The following is a 20806-nucleotide window of genomic DNA, read 5'->3' as shown; positions in this document are numbered from 1 at the left end:
AACTCAGGGATGAGCATAGGTGAATGACGCGGAGAGGAATCCGTTGTTTTGTGCTGTCCTGGGTAGATGGTTAGTGTGAACGGCTTCCGTTACTGTTCAGCGGGATTGTCCATTATAAGGAATACACGTAGGAGGAACGGCAAGAACATATGAATACTTTAAAACAACAATGGTTTGGCAACATTCGCGGAGACGTGCTGGCAGGCATTACGGTAGCGCTGGCGTTAATTCCGGAAGCCATTGCGTTCTCCATCATTGCGGGTGTTGATCCGATGGTCGGATTATACGCTTCGATTACGATTGCGATTGTGATCTCGATTGCTGGTGGAAGACCAGGCATGATCTCGGCGGCAACCGGTGCCATGGCGGTACTGATGGTTGGACTCGTCAAGGATTATGGCGTGGAATATCTTTTTGCGGCGACGATTTTGACGGGCATTATCCAGTTTCTACTGGGCATATTTAAGGTTGGACGGTTTATTACGTTTGTGCCTCATTCGGTACTGACCGGATTCGTTAACGCACTGGCTATACTCATCTTTATGGCGCAGTTAACCCACTTCACGGGAGCGAACTGGATTATGTATGCGATGGTAGCGGGCACGCTGGCGATCGTTTATATTTTGCCACGGTTTTTCAAAGGCATTCCAGCTCCACTGATTGCAATCGTCGTAATGACGATTATTACCGTGGTGTTTCACCTGGACGTAAGAACGGTAGGCAATATGGGAAATATAACGAGCACTCTGCCGATGTTCCACTTGCCCAATATTGCGTGGACTTGGGACACGCTGATGATTCTGCTGCCTTATTCATTCACCATGGCACTGGTTGGTTTGCTGGAATCTCTGCTGACCGCAACCATCGTGGATGAGATGACCGAGACCAAGAGCAGCAAGAACCGTGAAGTGCGTGGTCAGGGTATCGCGAATTTTGTGAACGGTTTGTTTGGCGGCATGGGCGGCTGTGCGATGATTGGGCAGTCGGTCATTAATGTGAAGTCTGGCGGACGTGGAAGATTATCTACGTTTACTGCGGGTGCGTTTCTCGCGATCCTGTTGTTGCTGTTTAGCGGTGTGGTGAAACAGGTACCGATGGGGGCACTCGTCGGTGTGATGTTTATGGTGTGTATCGGAACATTCGACTGGAGTTCCATCAAAAATATAACTCGCGTGCCGCGGGCGGAAGCCTTTGTCATGATTGTGACGGTGGCAATTGTGGTCTATACTCACGATCTGTCGATCGGGGTCATGGTCGGCGTTGTGCTCAGTGTGCTGCATTTTGGCTGGAAACAGACCAAGATTCGCGTACAGTCGAGCCAGGAACAAGGGCAGAAGGTATACCGGGTTCACGGACCATTCTTCTTTGGCTCTTCATCCCGATTCGTGGATGAGTTCGATGCAGAGGCCGATCCGAAGGAGATCACGATTGATTTCGGAGGTTCACATATCTGGGATAACACTGCGGTTGTTGCTATCGGCAAATTGAAGTTCAAATACGCGAAGCTAGGCAAAACCGTGCACCTGCGCGGGTTGAACGAGGAGAGCACTCGCATTCTTGAACGGAGTGGGTTTGCTACAGCTGGAGGGCACGGTTCGTAACTTGGTTGCAACGAAGGTTGTTGTCCAAAGGTGCAATGTCGAAACGTAGTTACGCAGACAAGGTGAAAAATGAACGGTTTAGTAAATCTGGAATTAAGGATCTAAACAAGTAATAAAGTAAAGTTATGAAGGCTACTGTCCTAAAGTAGTGTTGAGTAGACATGCGACAGCCCTGTGTAGTAGATAACATAAAAAGATACTTTCTATCAGCGGCGCACTTTTTCCTAAAATAAATTGGGGAGAGGGCGTCGTTGTTTTTATTAGAGTGTGTGGTGTGTACAGTGAAGAAGAGAACAGAAAAAGAACGAAGAAGAAGAAGTAGTAGTAGTTCTAATGGTGGTAGTGGTAGTTGTAGTAGAAATAGAAATAGAAATAGAAGTAGAAGTTGTAGTAGAAGTTGGAGTAGCAGTTGTAGTAATAGTTCTAGTAGAAGTATAGGTAGTGCTGGTTGTTGTTAGTTCTAGTATTTGTAGTTGGTGTTCTGGTTCTAGTAAATGTTGTTATTTCTCTAGCTGATCTTATTGTGCTCAAGCTTGTGTTCTTCAGTGTGTGTAAACTCTAACGAACCTGGCACGTCTTATATGGAGTTATTTCATGTTTTCGTTATTCTAACGAATCTCAGACATCTTATTTTGCTGATTCCACCCATACTGATGCCGTTTCGCGGGTATTCCGAGTAATTAAGTGACTGGAGTTCGTTAGAAAATCCAAACGGCTTTAATTGGCGTAATAGGGTGTCCTGGATTCGTTAGAATTGGTGGTACGTGGGATTTGCATGCAGTTCAATCCTCAACCAATTCACAGAATCAGAGTCATACTTCGAGCCAACACCTTGGGATGTTCCACTCATCATCATTTTCAGAGGGGCTCCTATGGTTACTGTCAAAATCATCCTTACACTCTCTCTCATAACCATCCTCAAACTCACTTGGTCGATACAAGTTACGCTGATCTTGGAATTTTGTGCTACAAGTTGGGGGTGTAACGCTGTATCCCCTTTTGTTTTGCTTGACTAACGTGTAAACTACAGGGTATGGAGAAGAAGAGCAACGAGTGGATTGCTTTTTAAAAAATTCATTTCATAATCATGATTGAACTAAGGAAAACTAGTCTTGATGGCAGATACTGATACTGAGTCATTATGAAATGGACTTATCTAAATGAATATACAGAGGTGTAACGATTGGCAAACTTTGAACAACTGGGCATTCGCCCGGAATGGTGCGAGATCCTGAAACATCAGGGAATCGCCGTGCCGACTCCGGTACAGGAGCGTTCGATTCCGGTACTGCTGGGTGGACGCGATATTATCGCTGAGGCACAGACAGGAACAGGGAAAACGCTGGCATTTTTGCTGCCGATTATTCAGAAAATTAACGTATCCGACCGTTCGCCACAAGCGCTGATTATCGCGCCTACGCGTGAGCTTGCGCTGCAAATTACGGAAGAAGCGAAGAAGCTTACTGCTAACGACGATAAACTGCACGTGCTTGCCGTATACGGCGGGCAGGATGTGGACAAACAACTGCGTAAATTGCAGAACGGTACCCAGATCGTTATTGGTACACCAGGTCGTCTCCTGGATCACCTGCGCCGTGGCACGCTGAAGCTGGATAATGTGAAAAAACTGGTGCTGGATGAAGCCGACCAAATGTTGCACATGGGCTTCCTGGACGATGTGGAGACGATTCTTAGCGAGCTACCACATAAACGTCAGACAATGCTGTTCTCAGCAACGATGCCTAAGGGCATTCGCAACCTGGCGAAGACCTACATGAAAGATCCGGAAGATGTAAAAGTATCTTCCCAATCTGTTATCCCGATCAAACAAATTCGCCAGCAAGTGCTGGAATGTACGGATCGTGGTAAATTAGAAGCGCTTCGCGGCATGATTGATACGTATCGCCCATACTTGGCGATTATTTTCTGTCGGACCAAACGTCGTGCATCCAAGCTGAACCAAGATCTGCGTGAAGCAGGTTATGCAAGTGATGAACTTCATGGAGATCTGTCCCAATCCAAGCGTGAGAACGTAATGAAAGCGTTCCGCGATGCCAAACTGCAAGTGCTGGTTGCTACAGATGTAGCTGCACGTGGACTTGATGTTGAAGGCGTTACGCATGTATTTAACTACGATATGCCGCATGATGCGGAAAGTTATATCCACCGGATTGGTCGTACGGGCCGTGCAGGCGGTACAGGTCTTGCTGTAACGTTTGCAACAGAGCACGACAGACCGGAACTTGCACGTATTGAACAAGGTATTGACCAAAAGCTGTCCCGTATCCAGTGGACAAGCGAAGGTCCAATTGCTTCAACTGGAGCAGCTAGACGTTCCATCAACAGTCAAGGGGATGACGAACGTTCAGGCGGACGCTCTTCCGGAACTGGTAGTGCCCGTCGCGGTGCAGGCCGTAACGATCGCAGAGATGGCGGACGTGGGGGACGTGGTTCCCGCGGTGGCGAAGGTGGCCGCAGTGAAGGCGGACGCAGTGGTGGTCGTAGCGGTGGCCGCAGCAGCGACAGCAGTCGTGGTGCAGCGGGTCAAGGTGGACGCGGTGCGGGTCGCAGTGGCGACGAGCGCAGCGCAGGTCGTGGTTCCGCGCGCAGCAGCGACAGCAGTCGCGGAGCAACGGGTCAAAGCGGCCGCGCAGCTAGCAGCGGCTGGGCTGGCCGTAGTGCCGACAAGCGCACCTCCGGGCGCAGTAGCGAAGGCTCTCGCCGTCCGGAATCCGCAGGACGCGGACCGGCGAAGGGTGACCGTCGCGATTCTCGTCGCGGACGGTAAAGCCTTGGCGCAAGCGGCGATGCAGCCGCAATTGCGCAGGCACCATGCCATGCCACAGTGATGGGCATGGCACATATGAGAGGGTTCGGGTACAGATGTACCGAACCTTCAGATCAAGGGTCGCGACGGAACCACGTCGCGGCCCTTTCACCAGGACAGATGATCATTTCCGCTTATTCTTTTTGTCATCTGTGAGTACCTGTTTGCGTGCCTACTTGATCCATGGAAGATGCCATTTAGGTATTCCCCATGTAGTTTTTCCTTTTTTTCGTGTACTGCGTATAGCACGTGGCAGACTGCCATAAAATTCAAAACACCTCATCCTAGACCTAAGGATGGGGTGTTTTTGGATTAATTCTTATATCATTAGAAGCATAACCTTCGATCTGTGGTGCTGACGCGCATGCAGGGATGGATGAAATTGCATTCGTCTATATACAGGGAGTGAGTTTGCACTAAACTACGTTTTTCTTTCTCAATATATCATCCCTACAGCTGAACATCTGCGTATTGATCCCGATATTTCTCGTTATACACCCGGCCTACCGACTCCGCCAGACCCCCGCGTGCCTTGCTCGGATAGCGTTCAATCGTGTGATAAAGTCTCATGAAGCGATCCTTGGGCATAAAGCGGGCGTAGCGGGTAATAAGACTAGGGAATAACTCAATATATTTGCTCTTGCGTACGGCAGCAGCAGCTACGGCTGTAAGTATCTGAATTCCATTGTGGAGCTGTAAAATGTTCACTTCATAGGTTGCGATATAACGAATCGCATCTTCACGGATCAAATCGGGCTTAAGCCGAGCAATCTCACCAATATATTCAGCCAGCAGCCGCTCGAAGCTACGTAAGAGCAAGGGCTTGAGCTGCAGATCCATATCACTGCGTAGGACAAAGGATTGTAACAGCGCAACCTGTTGCAGTCGAATCCGGTCATTGTAGACGAGTGAGCCGATCTCGCGGAGCATCTCATAGGCAAGTGCTTCATCCTGTTTTCGAGCTTCGGCGACCAGAGCCCAATTGCGGTTAATACCCTGGCGGATGAGTTCCTCATCCTGTTGTAACGTGCGCTTCAACTCGCGCTGCTGCTCTACCTCGAATGAACGTTTCTGCATGAAGATCAGTAAGGCCAGAAGCAACAGGGAAACGCTGGCTGCCGCCATGGTCTGATCTATGGTCTCACCGAAATAGGTAGCAGCTACACCGAACAATATCGTAATGAACAAGTCGCGTGCAATCCGACGTTTTACACGGGAAGTTGCCTTCGCTTGAACGGAATTGAGGGTACCCCGGCCACAGGCCGTGCACTCATCTTCCCACAGGCAGGTGTACTTTCCACAACGTGAGCAGACTTGCAACTTTTCATAGGCATAGGTCGTTCGATGAAATGGTCTTATGGATACAACTAGTTTAGTACTCATGCTTAATCACGCTCACCATTCAGAATAGTGTAGAGGGTACGATCCGTGTCTTCGCGGGAGATTGGTTTCCGCCGATGAAGCTGGAGTGCAGTTACCTTTATAATGACAAAAAGAAACAATATGGCGAGGCATCCGTATGTAACCATAATCCGTTCCCTTCTATGGCTTGGTGAACAAGCGCTGTTATATTGCAGTTTGCTGGCAATAACTATATCATATTTCCATAGTTGGTACTTTTGTGCCAGTTCAAGGCATGAAATCGTCGATTTTTGTCAGTCATTACAAAACTGTAACTCAAGATAGGGGTGCTTTTCAGAATTTGTTAGTAGACTGTTAAGATTTCCTTAAGGCTTGACGCCTATAATAAACTATTCCCATTTTAATCTCAAACGTGAAGGAGTACACCCAATGCTGCGGACACGCAAAATACGCTGGCTTAGTGGAACGATGGTTCTGCTGGCAATTCTAACGCTACTGTTACCTCAAGCGTTGCTGCCACAAGCTGCAGCGGCTCAGGCACAGACAAGCGGAATCGATGCGGTACTTGTAGCCGATGTAAGTAACTCAATGAATACAAGTGACCGTGACAAGATTAGTAATGAAGCCATGAAAATGTTTATTGATATGCTGCCGGTCCAGGGGGACAAGGTAGGGATTGTTGCTTATACCGATCAGGTAGAGCGGGAAAAGGCTATGCTGGAGATTCAGTCCGATGCGGACAAGAGCAGCCTGAAGGATTTTATTGATCAGCTTGGCCGGGGGCCATATACCGATGTCTCAGTTGGTGTCGCCGAAGCCGTGAACATACTGAATCATGGTGCAGACCCATCCCACTCGCCAATGATCGTGCTGCTGGCGGATGGCAACAATGACTTTAACAAAACCAAAGGCCGTACACAGGCACAATCTGATGCTGACCTGGCAAAAGCCGTGAAGGAAGCACAGGATCAGGGTATTCCGGTGTATACGATTGGATTGAACGCCGATGGCAAGCTGAACAAGAATGCACTCGCAGACCTGGCTCAGCAGACTGGAGGTAAATCATTCATTACCGATACGCCGGATGATCTGCCACAGATTCTGAGTGAGATCTTCGCGGATCATGCCAAACTGAATGTGGTAAAGCTGCCCTCTGTAACGGGAAACGGCAGTTATCAGGAAGTTACCGTGAATGTACCGAATGACAGTGTATTGGAAGCAAACATTTCGATCATGTCTTCGAAGCCGGTGGAAGTGCAATTGACGGACCCTTCCGGACAAGCCGTGGACCTGAACTCGGATGCAGCCAAGCTCTCGACGTCGAAGAGTTATTCACTCGTGAAGCTGTTGAAACCCCAAGAAGGAGACTGGAAACTTCGGGTAAAAGGGGCTCCGAAAGACAGCATCGATATCAACCTGTTGTTCAACTATGATCTTCAGCTCGTTGTGGACCCAATTAAGACCAAGTCCTATACCAAAGAGGACAAGGTTGATCTTGCAGCCAAACTGGAGAATGGCGGTCAGCCACTTCAGGATAATGATCTGTATACAGATATGAAGGCCACGCTGGTTGTGAAAGATGTAGATACAGGTAAAAGCGAGGAACAACCGCTGGAAAACACAGGTTCTGGTTTTGCCGGAACGTTTGAAGTACCAGACAATCATAACTATGAATTAGTCATCCGTGCGGAAGAAGACAGCTTCTACCGTGAAAGTGAGCCAATCACGATCAACGCGAGTGGATCAGCCGGAAGTGGATCTCAACCAACAACGTCAGGCGGTGAACAGGACAAGCCGTTTCCTTGGTTGCCTGTCATCCTGGGTGTTATAGCTCTGATTGTGGTCGGTGTTGGTGCCTGGTTCTTGATGGGCTGGCTGAAACGCAAAAACCGGGGATTTGTAGGCCAGATGGTTGTGGAGATTCGTGATGAGAACACGGGAGACAAGTCATATCCACAATATAAAAAGCTGGTATCCTTCCGGGGCAGATTCCATCTGCATCAGTTGTTGCAACTGGACCCTGAGCTGAAGGAAACCGAAAAATATGTATTTACGCCCAGCAATGGGGATCGAATTATAATCCGTAACACCGCAGGCGGTACGCTGGAGAAATCCGGTCGTGCAGTCGATGCAAGCTCAGGCGTTGAACTGAAGAACGGTGACCGACTGAGCATCCCGCTGCAACAGGCGGACAAGACCATTTTGATCGAGTATTTGGTGTGAAGGATTATAGCTAAATGAATGTAAGCTATATAAGTTGAACTAATCCATTTACACGAGAACGCAGAGGACAGAGAAAACCTGAAGAAGCGAAGCGTTCGCCTAAAAGCTTTCTGAAAGAAAGCTGCATCGGAAGCATACGCTATCCCCAGATTTTCACCGTTGAAAAAGAGAATCAAAAAATCTGGGGATAACAGCGATCGGAAGGTTGTTCTGTCAACGAAGTGGCAAGTGTAAATATTCTTTAGTTTAATTATATAGATTGAAGCATACGTGCGTTAATCTAAGGAGGACATGGAATGAAACCGATTGTTAGAGAACATATACAGCAACTGGATGTATCACTTGGCGGAGGTATTGTCAGTGAGAAGATCAGAGTTGATACGATTGATAATCCCATTCTGATTATTGGTTTGGGAGGAACGGGAATTGATGCGTTGCTGCGTCTCAAATATCAGATCAACCGTCGTTTCAAGCTGCCACAGGACCCGGTATCCAAGAAAAAAATGGACAAGCCGGACAATGTGGAGTTTCTGGCTTTTGAGACAAACGAACAGGATCGTGCCAAAAAGTATAAAGGAATCGGACTTGATCCGATCAATGAATTCGTATTGCTGTCCAATGCCGAGATTGGCGGACTTCTACAGAACCGGAGCGTGCTTGAACCGTATATTACGGACTGGCTGTCTCCCGAACTGAGCATTACGGACGGCATGAACGGCGCCGCAGGGGTGCGTCAGGCTGGACGTCTGCTCCTGTTCACCAAGATTAATCAGGTCGTGCAGGCCATCGACAAAAAGATCAAAACCTTATCCGTAGGCACCAACAAAAAACTGATGGTGTTCCTGCTGACAGGTCTGTCCGGCGGTACAGGCAGCGGCTGTTTCCTCGATATTTCCTATATCGTGCGCGGTATTATCGAACGGGATCACGGCTCTGCCGGGATTGACCGCGTCAATACGCTTGGATACCTGTTCACGCCAGACGTGAACCTGTCCAACAAAAGCTTAAGCGAACACACTCGCGAATACATTCGCAAGAATGGATATGCTGCGCTCAAAGAGCTGGATTATTGGATGAACGTGGATAGCCGCGGTGAGCGATTTACACAGAAGTACGGCAATATTTTAACAGTTAACTCACCACTGCCGCCATTTAACCTGTGTCATCTGATCTCTGCGACGAACACCGAAGGCAAACTGCTGGAGAACGCCTACGATTACTGCATGAACGTCACGGCCGAGAACATTACCAACTTCATGGCAAGTGAGGAGAAGCAGTCTGGTGAGGAGTTTGCGATCCATGACTATATCAGCAACATTCGCACCAACATTGCACAGATGAACAAGGTGTACCCGGCAAACTATGATTACAACATCATCGGTGCATCTTCGGCTGTCCTGCCGATCGAAGAGATGACCACATATCTGGCGTATCGCATGTTCGATAAAATGAACACCATGTTCTCCAAAGCGCCAAACCAGGAGGATACCGAGAAGTTTGCCCGCAAGCTGGGCATTGATCTCGAAAGTGTGGTCAAGTCCTTTGAAGCCCGCGTTCCTGAGCCGCTACCTGGTTATCAGAACAGCGAGCGTTTATCCTATGGCAACGTGGTGAAATCACAGGTTGTGAATATGGATACTGAACTGGAGCAGAACTTCCTGGCTCGTGCTCGTGAAGAATATATTAAAGCGAAGAAACAACTGCCTGGTGAGATTGCGGGTCAGTTCACCGAACAGATCCGGCGTATGTTTTTGCATCCCGAACAAGGTCCGTTTTATGTCTCCCGTCTGATTTATACGGAAAAAGGTTTCTGTGTACTGAAGATGATTCAGTCGTACATCGAAACCCTGCGTGAGAATGCCTTCCGCATTCCGCGTGATATTGAAGCAGCTCAGGAGCAGTCCGAAGAGAAACTGGGCGATGCGAAGAGTGCTTTTGTCTCCAAAGAGAAGAAAAAGAATGCTTATATTGAAGCAAAAATTCATGAGTACTGGCTGCACGCCGACGTGGAACGCAACGATCAGATGATCGAGTTCTATGAAGATCTGTATGAGTTGCTGAACCAGGAAAACAGCCGCATTTATAACGTATTTACCGAAACGCTGAATGCCCTTAGCTCGATATTCACGAAGAACGGTGACCTCCTGACACGTGGCGAAGAACAAGCCGATCACAAAGGCAACAAAACATATTACTGGAACGTTGTAAGTGTACCGGATATCGTCAGTGTGGTGGACGGGCTGTTGGATAAGCGTGATACAGATGATCTGATCCGTGACTTCTCTCGTGAATTGCTGGAAAACTCCAGCCAATGGGTGAAAGAAAACGAGATTGATATCGTCAGCTCCATCTCCGACTTCCTGAGTGAGAAATTCGGTGATCTGATTACCCGTTCCATGGAAGATTTCCTGGTGATCAAATACGGTCAGGATGAGTCAGTCGAGAAATTCGTGGAACGTTTCATTGCTGGCAAGTTGGATGATGAGGCTGTTCCGGTGTTCAATCTGAGCAACAGTACAGGCAGTCTGCATTTCCCTTCATGGGGATTTGTATCGGTACCGGCACAGGCGCCGGGCATTCTGAAAGGGATTCGCAATTATCAGAACAATGCGGTAGGCAAATCTCATTTTACCGTTAAGGAAAGTGAAGTGCGTAACCGGATATTCTGGCTGAACACCCGCAACGGGGTACCACTCTTTGTGTATACACCGCTCAAAGTATATGAGGAAAGTTATGAACGTACCATTTTGGACAAAGAAGGCATTGGTCGTCACTTGGTGCAAACGGAGAAAAACAACTGGACCTATCTGCCGTCTCCGATTCCGGAGAAATCATGGGGAGATGTGTACGAGAACGCCCGCGTGAAGCAGTATAACGCCCGTGTGCGTAACGAATTTGAGCAGGCGCTTGTATACAACATTTTGACAGCCAAATCCATTGATGAGAATACAAGCAATCGGTATGCGATTGTGACAACAGAAGCGTTTGATTTGTCTGCCAAACTGGGAGCTTACGACATGCGTCTCACGTCCACCACGCCGAACCTCGGCGAAGTGAAGCGGGCGGTGATCGAGCTAAAACGTCTGCAATCCGAAGGGTTGCCACGTGTGGGAGTTAAGGATATTTTCGGCAGTATTAATGAAGATATGGCCAAAGAAAACCTGGTACGCTCTCCGCAGCTGATCGCGCGCGTACGTGAGGAACTGGCGAAGATGAATGCCATCTCGGCCAAAGTCGCCGAACTCGAAGGCATTCTTGCCCAGTACCAGGACGAAGAGCAATGGTATGACCGCTTCATCGAAGCGTTATATACCGACACCATCGTCAAAAAAGGTGCGCTCTACGTCTATGACCGTGACCCGGAAGAAGACGCATGGGAGCCGTTCGCAAACTTGATGAAGAGCCGTAACTTTGCCGAGTATGAGGTGTTTGGCAACTTCCGCGGTCTGGCGGAGAAGGATCGCAGTACATTGCTGCGCAAAGCCTCCCGCCGCGATAACGATCTTACAGCTTCTGAGGATATCACCCCACTGCTGACAAAGCTGGATGATCTGGCTGCCCTGTTCATGGAATCGCGTGATCGTCTCGAATACGAGCGGGTAGAACTGGCTAACGGAGAAGACATCTATCAGTTCTACAGAACGATGTCGTCCAAGCTGAACGACATTCGCAGAAGGCTGAAGTAAGATGGCGGTCGGGATGGAGTTCAATTCGAACAATACCCTGAAGCGTGATCTGGAGAAGTATGCAGCGCAGTATGCAATAGAGCAGGAGCGTCAAGGCAGCCTGGGTGATGGACGCAGCAGTATCCATTACCCGGCGCTGTTCCTGTTTGTGGGTGATCTGGTTGCACCTGCAGTGTCTGCTGTGCAGGAGATCAATCGGCTAAAATGGGATAACGGAGACGGTGTGGTCTACGTTCAGATTGGTACAGAAGATCAGAAAGAGCATCCGGGTGAAAAGAGGAATATTGGCTCGTCCGATGATGGGCAGGTGACTTGTCACCGCTTGCCTCTGTCCGCTGGGCAGACGGAGCGACCGTCCAAAACACGGCGCAAGGATGTACACCGCAGTTTCCACGAATCGGATCAGGCGCTCTACGATCTGAATCGTACGCTTCGTCGGGTCAGTAACCGAATTGCCGAATATGGACGGTTATACTCGTCATTTGATCGGATTTACGTTACGGTGGTAACCAGAGCGGATGATCCGTTGAATGTATTGTTGCCAGAGCTCACCAAGCTGACGGAGACCATTTTGTCCCAAGCCTTCAAGTCGGTGCAGACGGATCTGCATGTATTGGTCAGCGAGATGGAACAGGTGGATTCCTTCGGGTATGCCAGCGCAGCAGGCCTCGCTTTTCTGCGGGAACTGGATTATATGCAGTCGCTGGACTACACGTTCAGCGGTAAACTGCTGGTGACGGAGGATGGGATCTCCATTCCGGTTACACATCCCGCGTCACCGTTGTTTGATCTGGTATATCTGTTGTCCGACAAAAATGAGCGTGGAACCGGCGTTCCCGGTGGCTGGATCGAAAATGCCGAGATCATCTGCCGCATCTGCCTGCTGAAGAACAGGAAGCAGGATGTGGATCACTCGGGTAGCGTTTCAAGCACGGGAGCGAACACGTACAACAATACATCTTTTAAAAACAATATTCGTACTACCTCTGATCAGCATGGTTATGCCAGCGCGGGTTTTGCCGAGATCAGGCGGCCAAACAAGCCGATTGCATTGGCGGTGTTATATCACATGTATCGGTATCTGCTTGCACGCATGCGGCAGGAGCCGGATTGGAGCATCAAGGACAAGCTCGCTTTCTTTGGACTGGACGCAGCCTCGGTGGAACGCAAAGTCGAAGGCCTGCTGCCCGATGAAGATCTGGTTAGTGGCATGAGTGGCATCATGACGCATAACGTCAGTTTCTCTGATCTGAAGCCGCTCTCACTTCGTGAAGCGGAGAGAGCGTTGTTTGGACAAGGAGCTGAAGCGTACTTCCGCGATAACGTTGTCCGTCTTGTCGAAGAGCGTGTGCGCGAGCGCAGCTCTAGCGGTTCCCTGCGCCGTCATGCTGAACATTCCCGCGCGGAGCATCCAGAGGTTGGTTACTTCCAGTGGGCGGCCTGGAGTGACAGTGAGCCTGGCAGTGTGCGTGAAGCGCTGCTCGGATTGATTCGGGATAAATCGATGCAGCTTGAATCGGCACGTGCTCTGCTGGAGCAACGTCAGCAAGAGCGAGTGGAAGATCAGTCGTTCAAACGAGCGTTGTTCCGTGATAAACAGAATGTGCGCAATCTGATTGACTGCATGCTGGAGCGAGTGTATGTACCAAAGGTAGAATTACTGCGACTGGAAAATGAATTACATCTGCTGCGTATCTACGATACGGAGATGGAAGAACTTCACCGTTTTAGTCGCCACGTCACAGCAGCACTTGAAGCGCTGGAACGCACACTGCGAGAGACAGCTGCCCAAAGTATCGCTGCTGCCGATGAATACATCGGCCAGAACGTGATGGAGTACTACGGCAAAGTGACGGAAGAGCTAATCATCGACCTGGAAGCCAAACGCGGACGGGATGTATGGTTTGAGGACCGTTACATGGGAGACATGAACCGGCTTGCCACAGAAGGCGATGACCGTCTGTTGAAACGACTGATGGAGGTATGTCACTCGTTGCTGCTTACGGCCGAGCCATTGCGATTGCCATTTGAAGAAGAACTGTTGCAGCGGGCGAATGTCACGATTGCCTACGGAGATAAAGATGTATTAACCCGCGATGATCTGTTCCGCAGGTTGTACCACACGCTGGAGGATCAGGCGGTTATTCGGGTACGCGTATTCGATTATACGCAGGAACATCGGTATGAAGAGAAGTATTTCTTTGGTGATCATCATAGTGCTTTCATGGACTACGCGGCACATGCCGAAGAGACGTCACGCATCTACAAGTTGGGTGTGGTGTACGAAGAACGCAGCAGTGGTGTAGAGAAGCTGAATCTGATGGGAGGTTTCCATCTGGAGGATCTCATGGTGTATCGGAACGGTAAGGTATATTACGACTCGTATACGGAAAATGGCTATGAACTTCACCCCGCAGGTCTGGTGGAGAAGTTGTCACCCATCCGTTAAGACGACGTCTGGCGGTGTCCTATACCCAGCACCAATTTTGTATTAACTCAGCCTGCTTACGGCTGGTATGGAAAGGATGCATGTAGACATGCAGCGAAAAATCAATCTTCTCCTGGTCCTGTTCAGCCTGATTGGCGGGGCAGTGGGTTTTGCGGCAGGAGAAATCATGCTGCGTCAATGGCTTGGGGAGATGCCACGTCTGTTGCTGATGGGATTATACTTTGGCGTACTGGCGCTGAGTGTGGGATTGTTCTGTTTGATCGCAGAGATGATCTCACCCAAGCTGAATGGCGCTTCATGGAAGCTCCGGTATCTGGGACTGTCGTGGAAACTGCTTGTTCCGGCAACACTCGCTCTGTTGTTTGTTGTTGGACTGGCTCTGCAATTGTTGTATCAGATCAATCCAGGCGGTGTGAAGCAAGTGAAAGACATCGTACTGATGATCGATAACTCGGGCAGCATGAGCGAGACAGATCCGGATAACGGACGCTTTGAAGCCGCCAAGACACTGATTAGCCAAATGGAGAGTGACAAACAGGTAGCTGTCATTACGTTTGATGACCAACCCCAGTTGTTACAGCCGTTTATTGGGCTGGATAGTGAAGCGGCCAAGAATGAGGTTTATAGCAAAATCGATGGCATTGTTACAACTTCGGGCGGCACCAATTTTGATGCCGTGCTGCGGGAAGGCATGGAACAGATTCAGGGCAAACAGGACCCGAAACGCGGTACAGTTGTCATCTTGTTATCTGATGGCTTCAGTGAAGCGGACACGACCGATATTTTGTCCCAATATAACAACGAACAGATCTCTATTAATACAGTCGGCCTAAGCCTGGTGGACCCATCAGGAACGGATTTGCTACGTAATATTGCCCAGCAAACGGGTGGCATGTACTATGATGTACCGGATTCCGGTGGTCTGAATCTGGCATTCCAGCAGATCTACGATACGATTGATGAACGGACGCTTGTGACGGAGCGTACAGGTAAGATGGAGCATAGCGTTTATCTGGCGATTTTCCGTGTAGCAGCCGTGTTACTGATTGGAGTAGCATTGGGTGTGTCACTCGGACTTGTGTTTGATAACCGTCATCTCGCGCTCAGCTTTGGTATTGGTGGTGCGGTGTCGGGTCTACTGGCAGGGTTTTTGCTCGAATGGGGTCTCGACGGTTCGAACGTGGGTGATACATTTGTACGACTCGGTGCGATGCTCATTTTGTCTGGCGTATTGACCCTCTTCTCCTGGATTGTTCCGATTAAGGAGAACATGCCGCGGAAGAGCAGGGGGCGTCGTGAAGCTGGCGGCGGAACTTCTTCTGCCGAAGGGTTTGGTCAGAGACCAAGAGATACACGCAGCAAAGGATTCTAACGTCGGGAGGTCAATGGAAATGCGGTTTACGGATGCAGACCCTTCGACACCCTTGATTCGAAAGCTGACACTTGCGGTGGACGAAGGGCGTTGTACACTTCGCTGGCTCTGGCCGGAACGGGTAGAAGCTGTGTATGTGGAACGGCTGGAGCTGGATATGATGAGCAAGGATCGTAACGGGGAAGAGCCTGCACAGGGCAAGCTGAAGCTGTACACGAGAGAGGAATATAAGGCGAGCAATGGTTACACGGATCGGATCACAGGTTTTGGTGCCATCAAGTACACGGTATATGTGTGTCAGATGGAGGAAGACGGGCCTGTACTGATCCGTCAACGAGACGAGGACAATATGGTGATTGCAAGCGCAGGGAAGGCGGATATCCGCTTTTCCATTCGCTACAAGAGCGGTTTTTTTCAGAAACGAAAAAGTGTATTGATCACCGTCACAGCGGAAGTACCTGTTCCAAAGGAAGCACTCTGTTATGTTCGCAAACAGGGCGGGGTTCCGCTGAATAAGGAAGATGGTACGGTGTATCCTTTTGTGAGTGATTTTGCTCCCGGAAGAAATGAGATGCCGCCCGTTGAAGTTGCCAAGGATGATTATGTGCGATTATTCTTCACGGACGGACCGAAATATGGAGTCGCCTATCGGCTTATATCAGACTAGATAGTTGGACTAGCGATTGGAAGGTTACTCTGTCATCGTAGTGCAAGTGTAAATCACCTTAGTCTGACTGATCAGGGGAGGGGAGTGGCTATGAGCTTTTTTAGTCGGTTTTTGAAGAGACAACAGCCGGAGGAACGTCCGCTGTTTTACGATATTGTATGCCCTTATTGTTTCAGCAAGTTTTCACCGGAAGAGGTGGTGTTCCGCGCCGCCCATCACCGCGATGATGATGAGGACTACGCACTCGGGGAAGATGCGAAGTTGAATCGGTATCGTGAAAGGTTCGGACTCGACACGGTATTTGATATGGAGGCCGTATTGGCTCCGCATGATGTACCGGAGGAACATCGTATTTATTCCGATAACATCGTGATGGGTCTGAACGATCGATACGGTGTCGTTACACGCCGCCGGTTGTGTCCGCAATGTCATAACGAGCTACCTGTTACGGCTGGTAAAGCACCGAGCAACATCATTTCCATTATTGGTGCGTCCCAGGTGGGTAAATCCGTCTACATGACTTCATTAATTCATACATTGCAGCATTATACAGCGGATCATTTTGACGCGGCTTGCATGCCACTGAATGCGGAGATCAGCCGACGGTTCCGTGCGGATTATGAAGAACCGTTGTTCGAACGGGGCGATTTGCTGGATTCCACACAGAAGGAGAAGTTGCAAGAGCCGTTTATCTTCCAGTTTGTGTTCAAGGACGAAGATAAAGCGCCGCTGACCTTGGTATTCTTTGACGTTGCGGGCGAAGGTATGGTGGAGCAGGATTATCTCGGACTTCACGGGCAGCACATCAAGAACTCGGCAGGTATCCTGTTCATGGTGGACCCGCTTCAGATTCGTTCGATTCGGGACAAAATTCGTATTAACCTCGGCAACGAGCCGGGAGAGTGGACGCCACGATACGATGAGCCGCGTGATGTGGTGCTGACGATGTTCGGAGATTTTATCGCGTATCAGGACAAAGCCAAAACGAATATTCCAACAGCCGTTGTGCTCACGAAAAGCGACATGCTGCATTCCCTCAAGGATGAAGAGGGGGATTATATCAAATCCAACAGTAATGTCTTCCGCAACATGGTGCACCGCGATTGGTTCGACTTAACCGAGTTCGAGAATATCGACGGGGAGATCCGGCGTTTTATTGAGAAGGTGGATCGTCCGTTCAAGGGCACGATGGATGTGTACTTCAAGGATACAGCCTATTTCGCAGTCTCTGCGCTGGGCAGCAATCCGGTGGATATGAAATTGCAGGGTGTGGTTAGTCCGATTCGCGTGGATGAACCCTTCTTATGGCTATTGTACAAGCTGAAGTACATTGAGGGGAGAGTGGGATGATGCGTTCTTCCGTAACCCCGCCCATTGAACAACAGTTGTATACCCGAGAGCGGCGCGGGGTGTTTCGCACAACAGAGGGGTTTGATACGATTGCGGCATCGCCGGGACTGGACCCTTCTTTTATCAAAAAAGTGCTTCACCCCTACTGTGTCTATGACGCTCCAGCGGAGCTAACAGGCCGTAGCGAGAAGGACGAGACGAAGTTTCCGGCTTCCATTCACCTGCTTCATCTGGAGAGTGGAGAGACGATTCTTGGGCAAAATGTGTACCAGTCTGCAGATTTCACCGGGCTACGCAGTGCCTTTTTTGCACATAATTACGTCTTGTCTCCCGAACGCTCGGAAGAGCAGATGAAACAAGGCGGCTGGCTGGATGCCGTGTTCGCCACGTCCTATGACATCGAACAAGGTACAGTTCTGCCGGCGCTTGCTGAATTGCCTATATCACCTCGGAGCGGACAGGGTGGGGCGACCGATGCTGGCGTAGGATCACCAACCCAAGTGCTGAGCGCTTTGAAAATGAACGAAGTGCTGTTCAAGCGCCTGCTCTATGCGGTAATGCAGTCTGTAGCGACACGCAGAAAAGTATACATTGCGCTGGACCTTCCCGCAGAGGAAGTGACCGTAGGGGCCAAAGGATTGTTACGTTTGCTGTACACGGCTTTACCCTACGCATTCCGGCGGCAGCTGGGATTCATGACGTTTGCCAAGGAGCCACAGGCCAAGAAGGGCATTCACGTCCAGTTTGTAGAGCGAGGAACGTTACGTCCGAAAGACCGGAATACAGAGAAGGATTTCACCTTTGACCTCGTATCAGGCAGAGTGACACATGCGGATGCATCTGTGGCGAAGTTACCTTATGCGGAGTTCGCCTGGGCCTTATTGCAGGAACCTGGTGTGGCGGATGCGTTCTATACGTTTGCGGATGAGATGCTGTCTGGCATGGAGCCTGGACGGGAACTTTCCATTGAAGCCTATGGCGAACTTGCGGTGTTCTATGGTCTTGAACAAGGCATGGAAGACCTCTATCTGGATAACAAAAGTCATGTCCTGAGTGGCTTGCTGACCTATTTGAAGCCGGATGGTGGATTGCAGCAACGTTCCCGTCTGAACGAGCTGTTCCTGACCTTGCTCAGCAGGGAACTGGACAGCGTGAAGCGTGAGAACGTACCCGAAGAAGACGTCGCAGCTCGGATTGGCGAATATTTCAGTGTTGCCACGCCCGTGGTGCAATCCCGGATTGTGGACTATTTTATCTACGGTGTGAATAATGCCCGCGCCCAGAAGCGTATGCGTGCTGTGCAGGAATTGTATGCGGTGCTGGATCGGGATCCGCAGCTGAATCGGGCTTTCTTTGATAAAGTGCTGGCCAATGAATCGCTCACTAAGCTGTTGTTCGAGCCTTATCTGGACAATCAGCTGAAACGCACGGAATCGGCAGCGAACGTTGTGGAAGTGATAAGAAGATGGGTTACGTCCCATCCATCTGCGATCCACTACAGCTTCTTGCAGGAGCGCACAGCCAATGAGCTGCGTGAACGGTTATGTTCTGCGCCTAATCCGGTACAGTCTGCGAATGAAGCCCTCCAGCGTGTTAACATACTGGATCGGGTATCCGCTGATGTCACCTATGATACAGGCATTACGGCACGAATTGGTCAATCTGGAGCTACAGCCCGCCCTAATCGCAAAGGGGGATCTCCGTCTGCCAGTCAAGATCCGGCATATCAGGAGGAGTTAACCCGCCTTGCAGACAAGCTTGCTTATGTCATTAACCTGTTTATGATTCAGGATCTGGATCTGGAGCGGGTTAACCGTGAACAGCTATTAAGCATTGATATTTTGCAGCATGGTAATGAGGTTCGGGATTGGGCGGCACGTCAGGGTTCTGATGTATCTGCTCGAACGAACATGATGCTGGCTGCGAGAGTGTGGCTTAGTGGCGAGGGGAATGAAGAAGAGGCATTGGAGGCACTTTCCCTGGCAGAACGCAATGAACTTCAACGCTGGACGCGTCGCTGGCTTGCCGGAGAGCTGCAGGCTCATCCGGGGATTGCGGCATATGAAGCTTTGCCGATGGCTTTTTATAGGGGAGGAAGCGGCAGCAATCGGTTGGATTATCCTGGCCTGATTGAATTCATCCGCACCAATGCAAGTCGTGCTGAAGGGCTGTATCCATTCTTCGAATGGTCAGGAGACCATCGGATGTTTGTCCGGGGTTCCAATGCGCATAAAGGATATGCGGATGCCATCGTGGCGTATTTCAAAGCCCATGACCGTGAAGCTTTCAAGTCGAAGTCAGCTTTCAAACCGTATTACGTGAGAGCCAGCAAGACAATGAAGCCGGTCTATGACCGTGCGAAGACGGAATTGTCCTCTCCACTGGTGCGGATGCTAACGGGTAAAAGGAAAAATCTGTTCGGATTAATCCTCTTGATCCTGGTTCTGGGTATTGCTGGCGGTACATATGCATGGATGAAAGATTCTGTAGAGCCGCCAGCGGCATCCCCTCCATCTACCCAGGAGCCTGTCATACCGGCTGAACCGGAGGTGCAGCTCGCGGAGCAGATTGCTTATATGATTCCTGCGAGTGAACAGGAGGGTACGGAATTACCTGCTCAACTGGTGATCCGTTTCAGGAATGATACGGGAAGCACTGAGTTTGAGCAAGGCCCGCTGCAATTGACGATGAAAGATGGCAACACGCAGGAGTTGGATGCTACAGGTAAGTGGGAGAGTTTTAATCGGAATGAAGAGCCTGATACCCAAGATACCTCCGATGGTGGCTCAGGAAGTACTTCCGAAGGAAGCACGGATGGTTCTTCAGCGGGAAACGCGGGGAACACAGAGCAGACGCAGGATGGCGATCAGCAGGCCGATCCTTCAACATCGGGTGATTCCACTTCAGATCCTGCTACCGATACAACAACGGATACAGGGACGAATGCATCGTCTAATGCTGCGAGTGGAGATACGAATCAAGGGACCGATTCAGATCAGGCTACAGGATCGACATCGCCTGACACATCTGTATCCAATGAACAGGATGCGGATGCGACTACTTCTACACAGATGTCTATTGGAGCGGTGGATCGCCTCTATCCGTATGGATTGCAGATTGATCTTCCAGCGAATATGGATGCCGAGAGCATTGTCAGTGTGAAGAGTACGCAGGGCAGTATGACTGTAATCCAATTGATGCCTCAGCCGAAGCTGTAAGTTATTTTATATGAGCATGTTGCATAGATTCATAAAGTGTCTTTTGACCCA

The 20806-nt window shown here is 49.8% G+C and carries 11 protein-coding genes; 9 read left to right on the top strand and 2 right to left on the bottom strand.

The window, feature by feature from the left end; all coding sequences use genetic code 11:
* The first annotated feature begins 149 nt into the window (after nucleotides 1-149).
* Both C161_RS01230 and C161_RS01225 read left to right on the top strand, forming a co-directional pair.
* On the top strand, nucleotides 150-1601 hold the full coding sequence (locus C161_RS01230; protein ID WP_036667828.1) for a SulP family inorganic anion transporter: 1452 nt from the start codon (nucleotides 150-152) through the stop codon (nucleotides 1599-1601).
* Nucleotides 1602-2784: 1183 nt separating this feature from the next.
* Complete coding sequence (locus C161_RS01225; protein WP_036667827.1) at nucleotides 2785-4389, top strand: DEAD/DEAH box helicase; 1605 nt, start codon at nucleotides 2785-2787, stop codon at nucleotides 4387-4389.
* Nucleotides 4390-4878: 489 nt separating this feature from the next.
* On the opposite strand, the gene C161_RS01220 is transcribed toward C161_RS01225, so the two are convergent.
* Both C161_RS01220 and C161_RS32695 read right to left on the bottom strand, forming a co-directional pair.
* Nucleotides 4879-5811: a hypothetical protein gene (locus C161_RS01220; RefSeq protein ID WP_036667826.1), complete on the bottom strand. Its 933-nt coding sequence runs from the start codon at nucleotides 5809-5811 to the stop codon at nucleotides 4879-4881.
* A gap of 2 nt (nucleotides 5812-5813) precedes the next feature.
* Nucleotides 5814-5957 carry a hypothetical protein gene (locus C161_RS32695; RefSeq protein WP_179086527.1) on the bottom strand — a complete coding sequence of 48 codons (144 nt, stop codon included), beginning with the start codon at nucleotides 5955-5957 and terminating at the stop codon, nucleotides 5814-5816.
* Between the two features lie 262 nt (nucleotides 5958-6219).
* On the opposite strand from C161_RS32695, the gene C161_RS01215 reads away from it, so the two are divergent.
* From C161_RS01215 to C161_RS01185, 7 genes are all read left to right on the top strand, one after another.
* Nucleotides 6220-8013 carry a vWA domain-containing protein gene (locus C161_RS01215; protein ID WP_036667825.1) on the top strand — a complete coding sequence of 598 codons (1794 nt, stop codon included), beginning with the start codon at nucleotides 6220-6222 and terminating at the stop codon, nucleotides 8011-8013.
* A gap of 296 nt (nucleotides 8014-8309) precedes the next feature.
* The gene (locus C161_RS01210) at nucleotides 8310-11699 is read left to right on the top strand and encodes a tubulin-like doman-containing protein (protein ID WP_036667823.1); all 3390 of its coding nucleotides are present in this window, start codon (nucleotides 8310-8312) and stop codon (nucleotides 11697-11699) included.
* Between the two features lies 1 nt (nucleotide 11700).
* Nucleotides 11701-14148, top strand: a complete 2448-nt coding sequence (locus C161_RS01205; RefSeq protein ID WP_051449522.1) for a hypothetical protein — start codon at nucleotides 11701-11703, stop codon at nucleotides 14146-14148.
* Nucleotides 14149-14236: 88 nt separating this feature from the next.
* Nucleotides 14237-15520 (top strand): vWA domain-containing protein, encoded by a 1284-nt coding sequence (locus C161_RS01200; protein WP_036667822.1) that lies wholly within the window; start codon nucleotides 14237-14239, stop codon nucleotides 15518-15520.
* 19 nt (nucleotides 15521-15539) lie between these two features.
* On the top strand, nucleotides 15540-16187 hold the full coding sequence (locus C161_RS01195) for a hypothetical protein (RefSeq protein ID WP_036667821.1): 648 nt from the start codon (nucleotides 15540-15542) through the stop codon (nucleotides 16185-16187).
* A 90-nt stretch (nucleotides 16188-16277) separates the two neighbouring features.
* Nucleotides 16278-17537: a TRAFAC clade GTPase domain-containing protein gene (locus tag C161_RS01190; RefSeq protein ID WP_024632789.1), complete on the top strand. Its 1260-nt coding sequence runs from the start codon at nucleotides 16278-16280 to the stop codon at nucleotides 17535-17537.
* A complete protein-coding gene (locus tag C161_RS01185) occupies nucleotides 17534-20755 on the top strand; it encodes a GAP1-N2 domain-containing protein (RefSeq protein ID WP_143781455.1) in 3222 nt (1073 codons plus the stop codon). Before C161_RS01190 ends, C161_RS01185 begins: the two co-directional genes overlap by 4 nt.
* Nucleotides 20756-20806 lie beyond the last annotated feature (51 nt).

The organism is Paenibacillus sp. FSL R5-192, from assembly GCF_000517845.1.
Classification (GTDB): domain Bacteria; phylum Bacillota; class Bacilli; order Paenibacillales; family Paenibacillaceae; genus Paenibacillus; species Paenibacillus amylolyticus.
The sequence above is the reverse complement of the archived record's forward strand: the minus strand, read 5'-3'. Positions and strand labels throughout refer to the sequence as shown.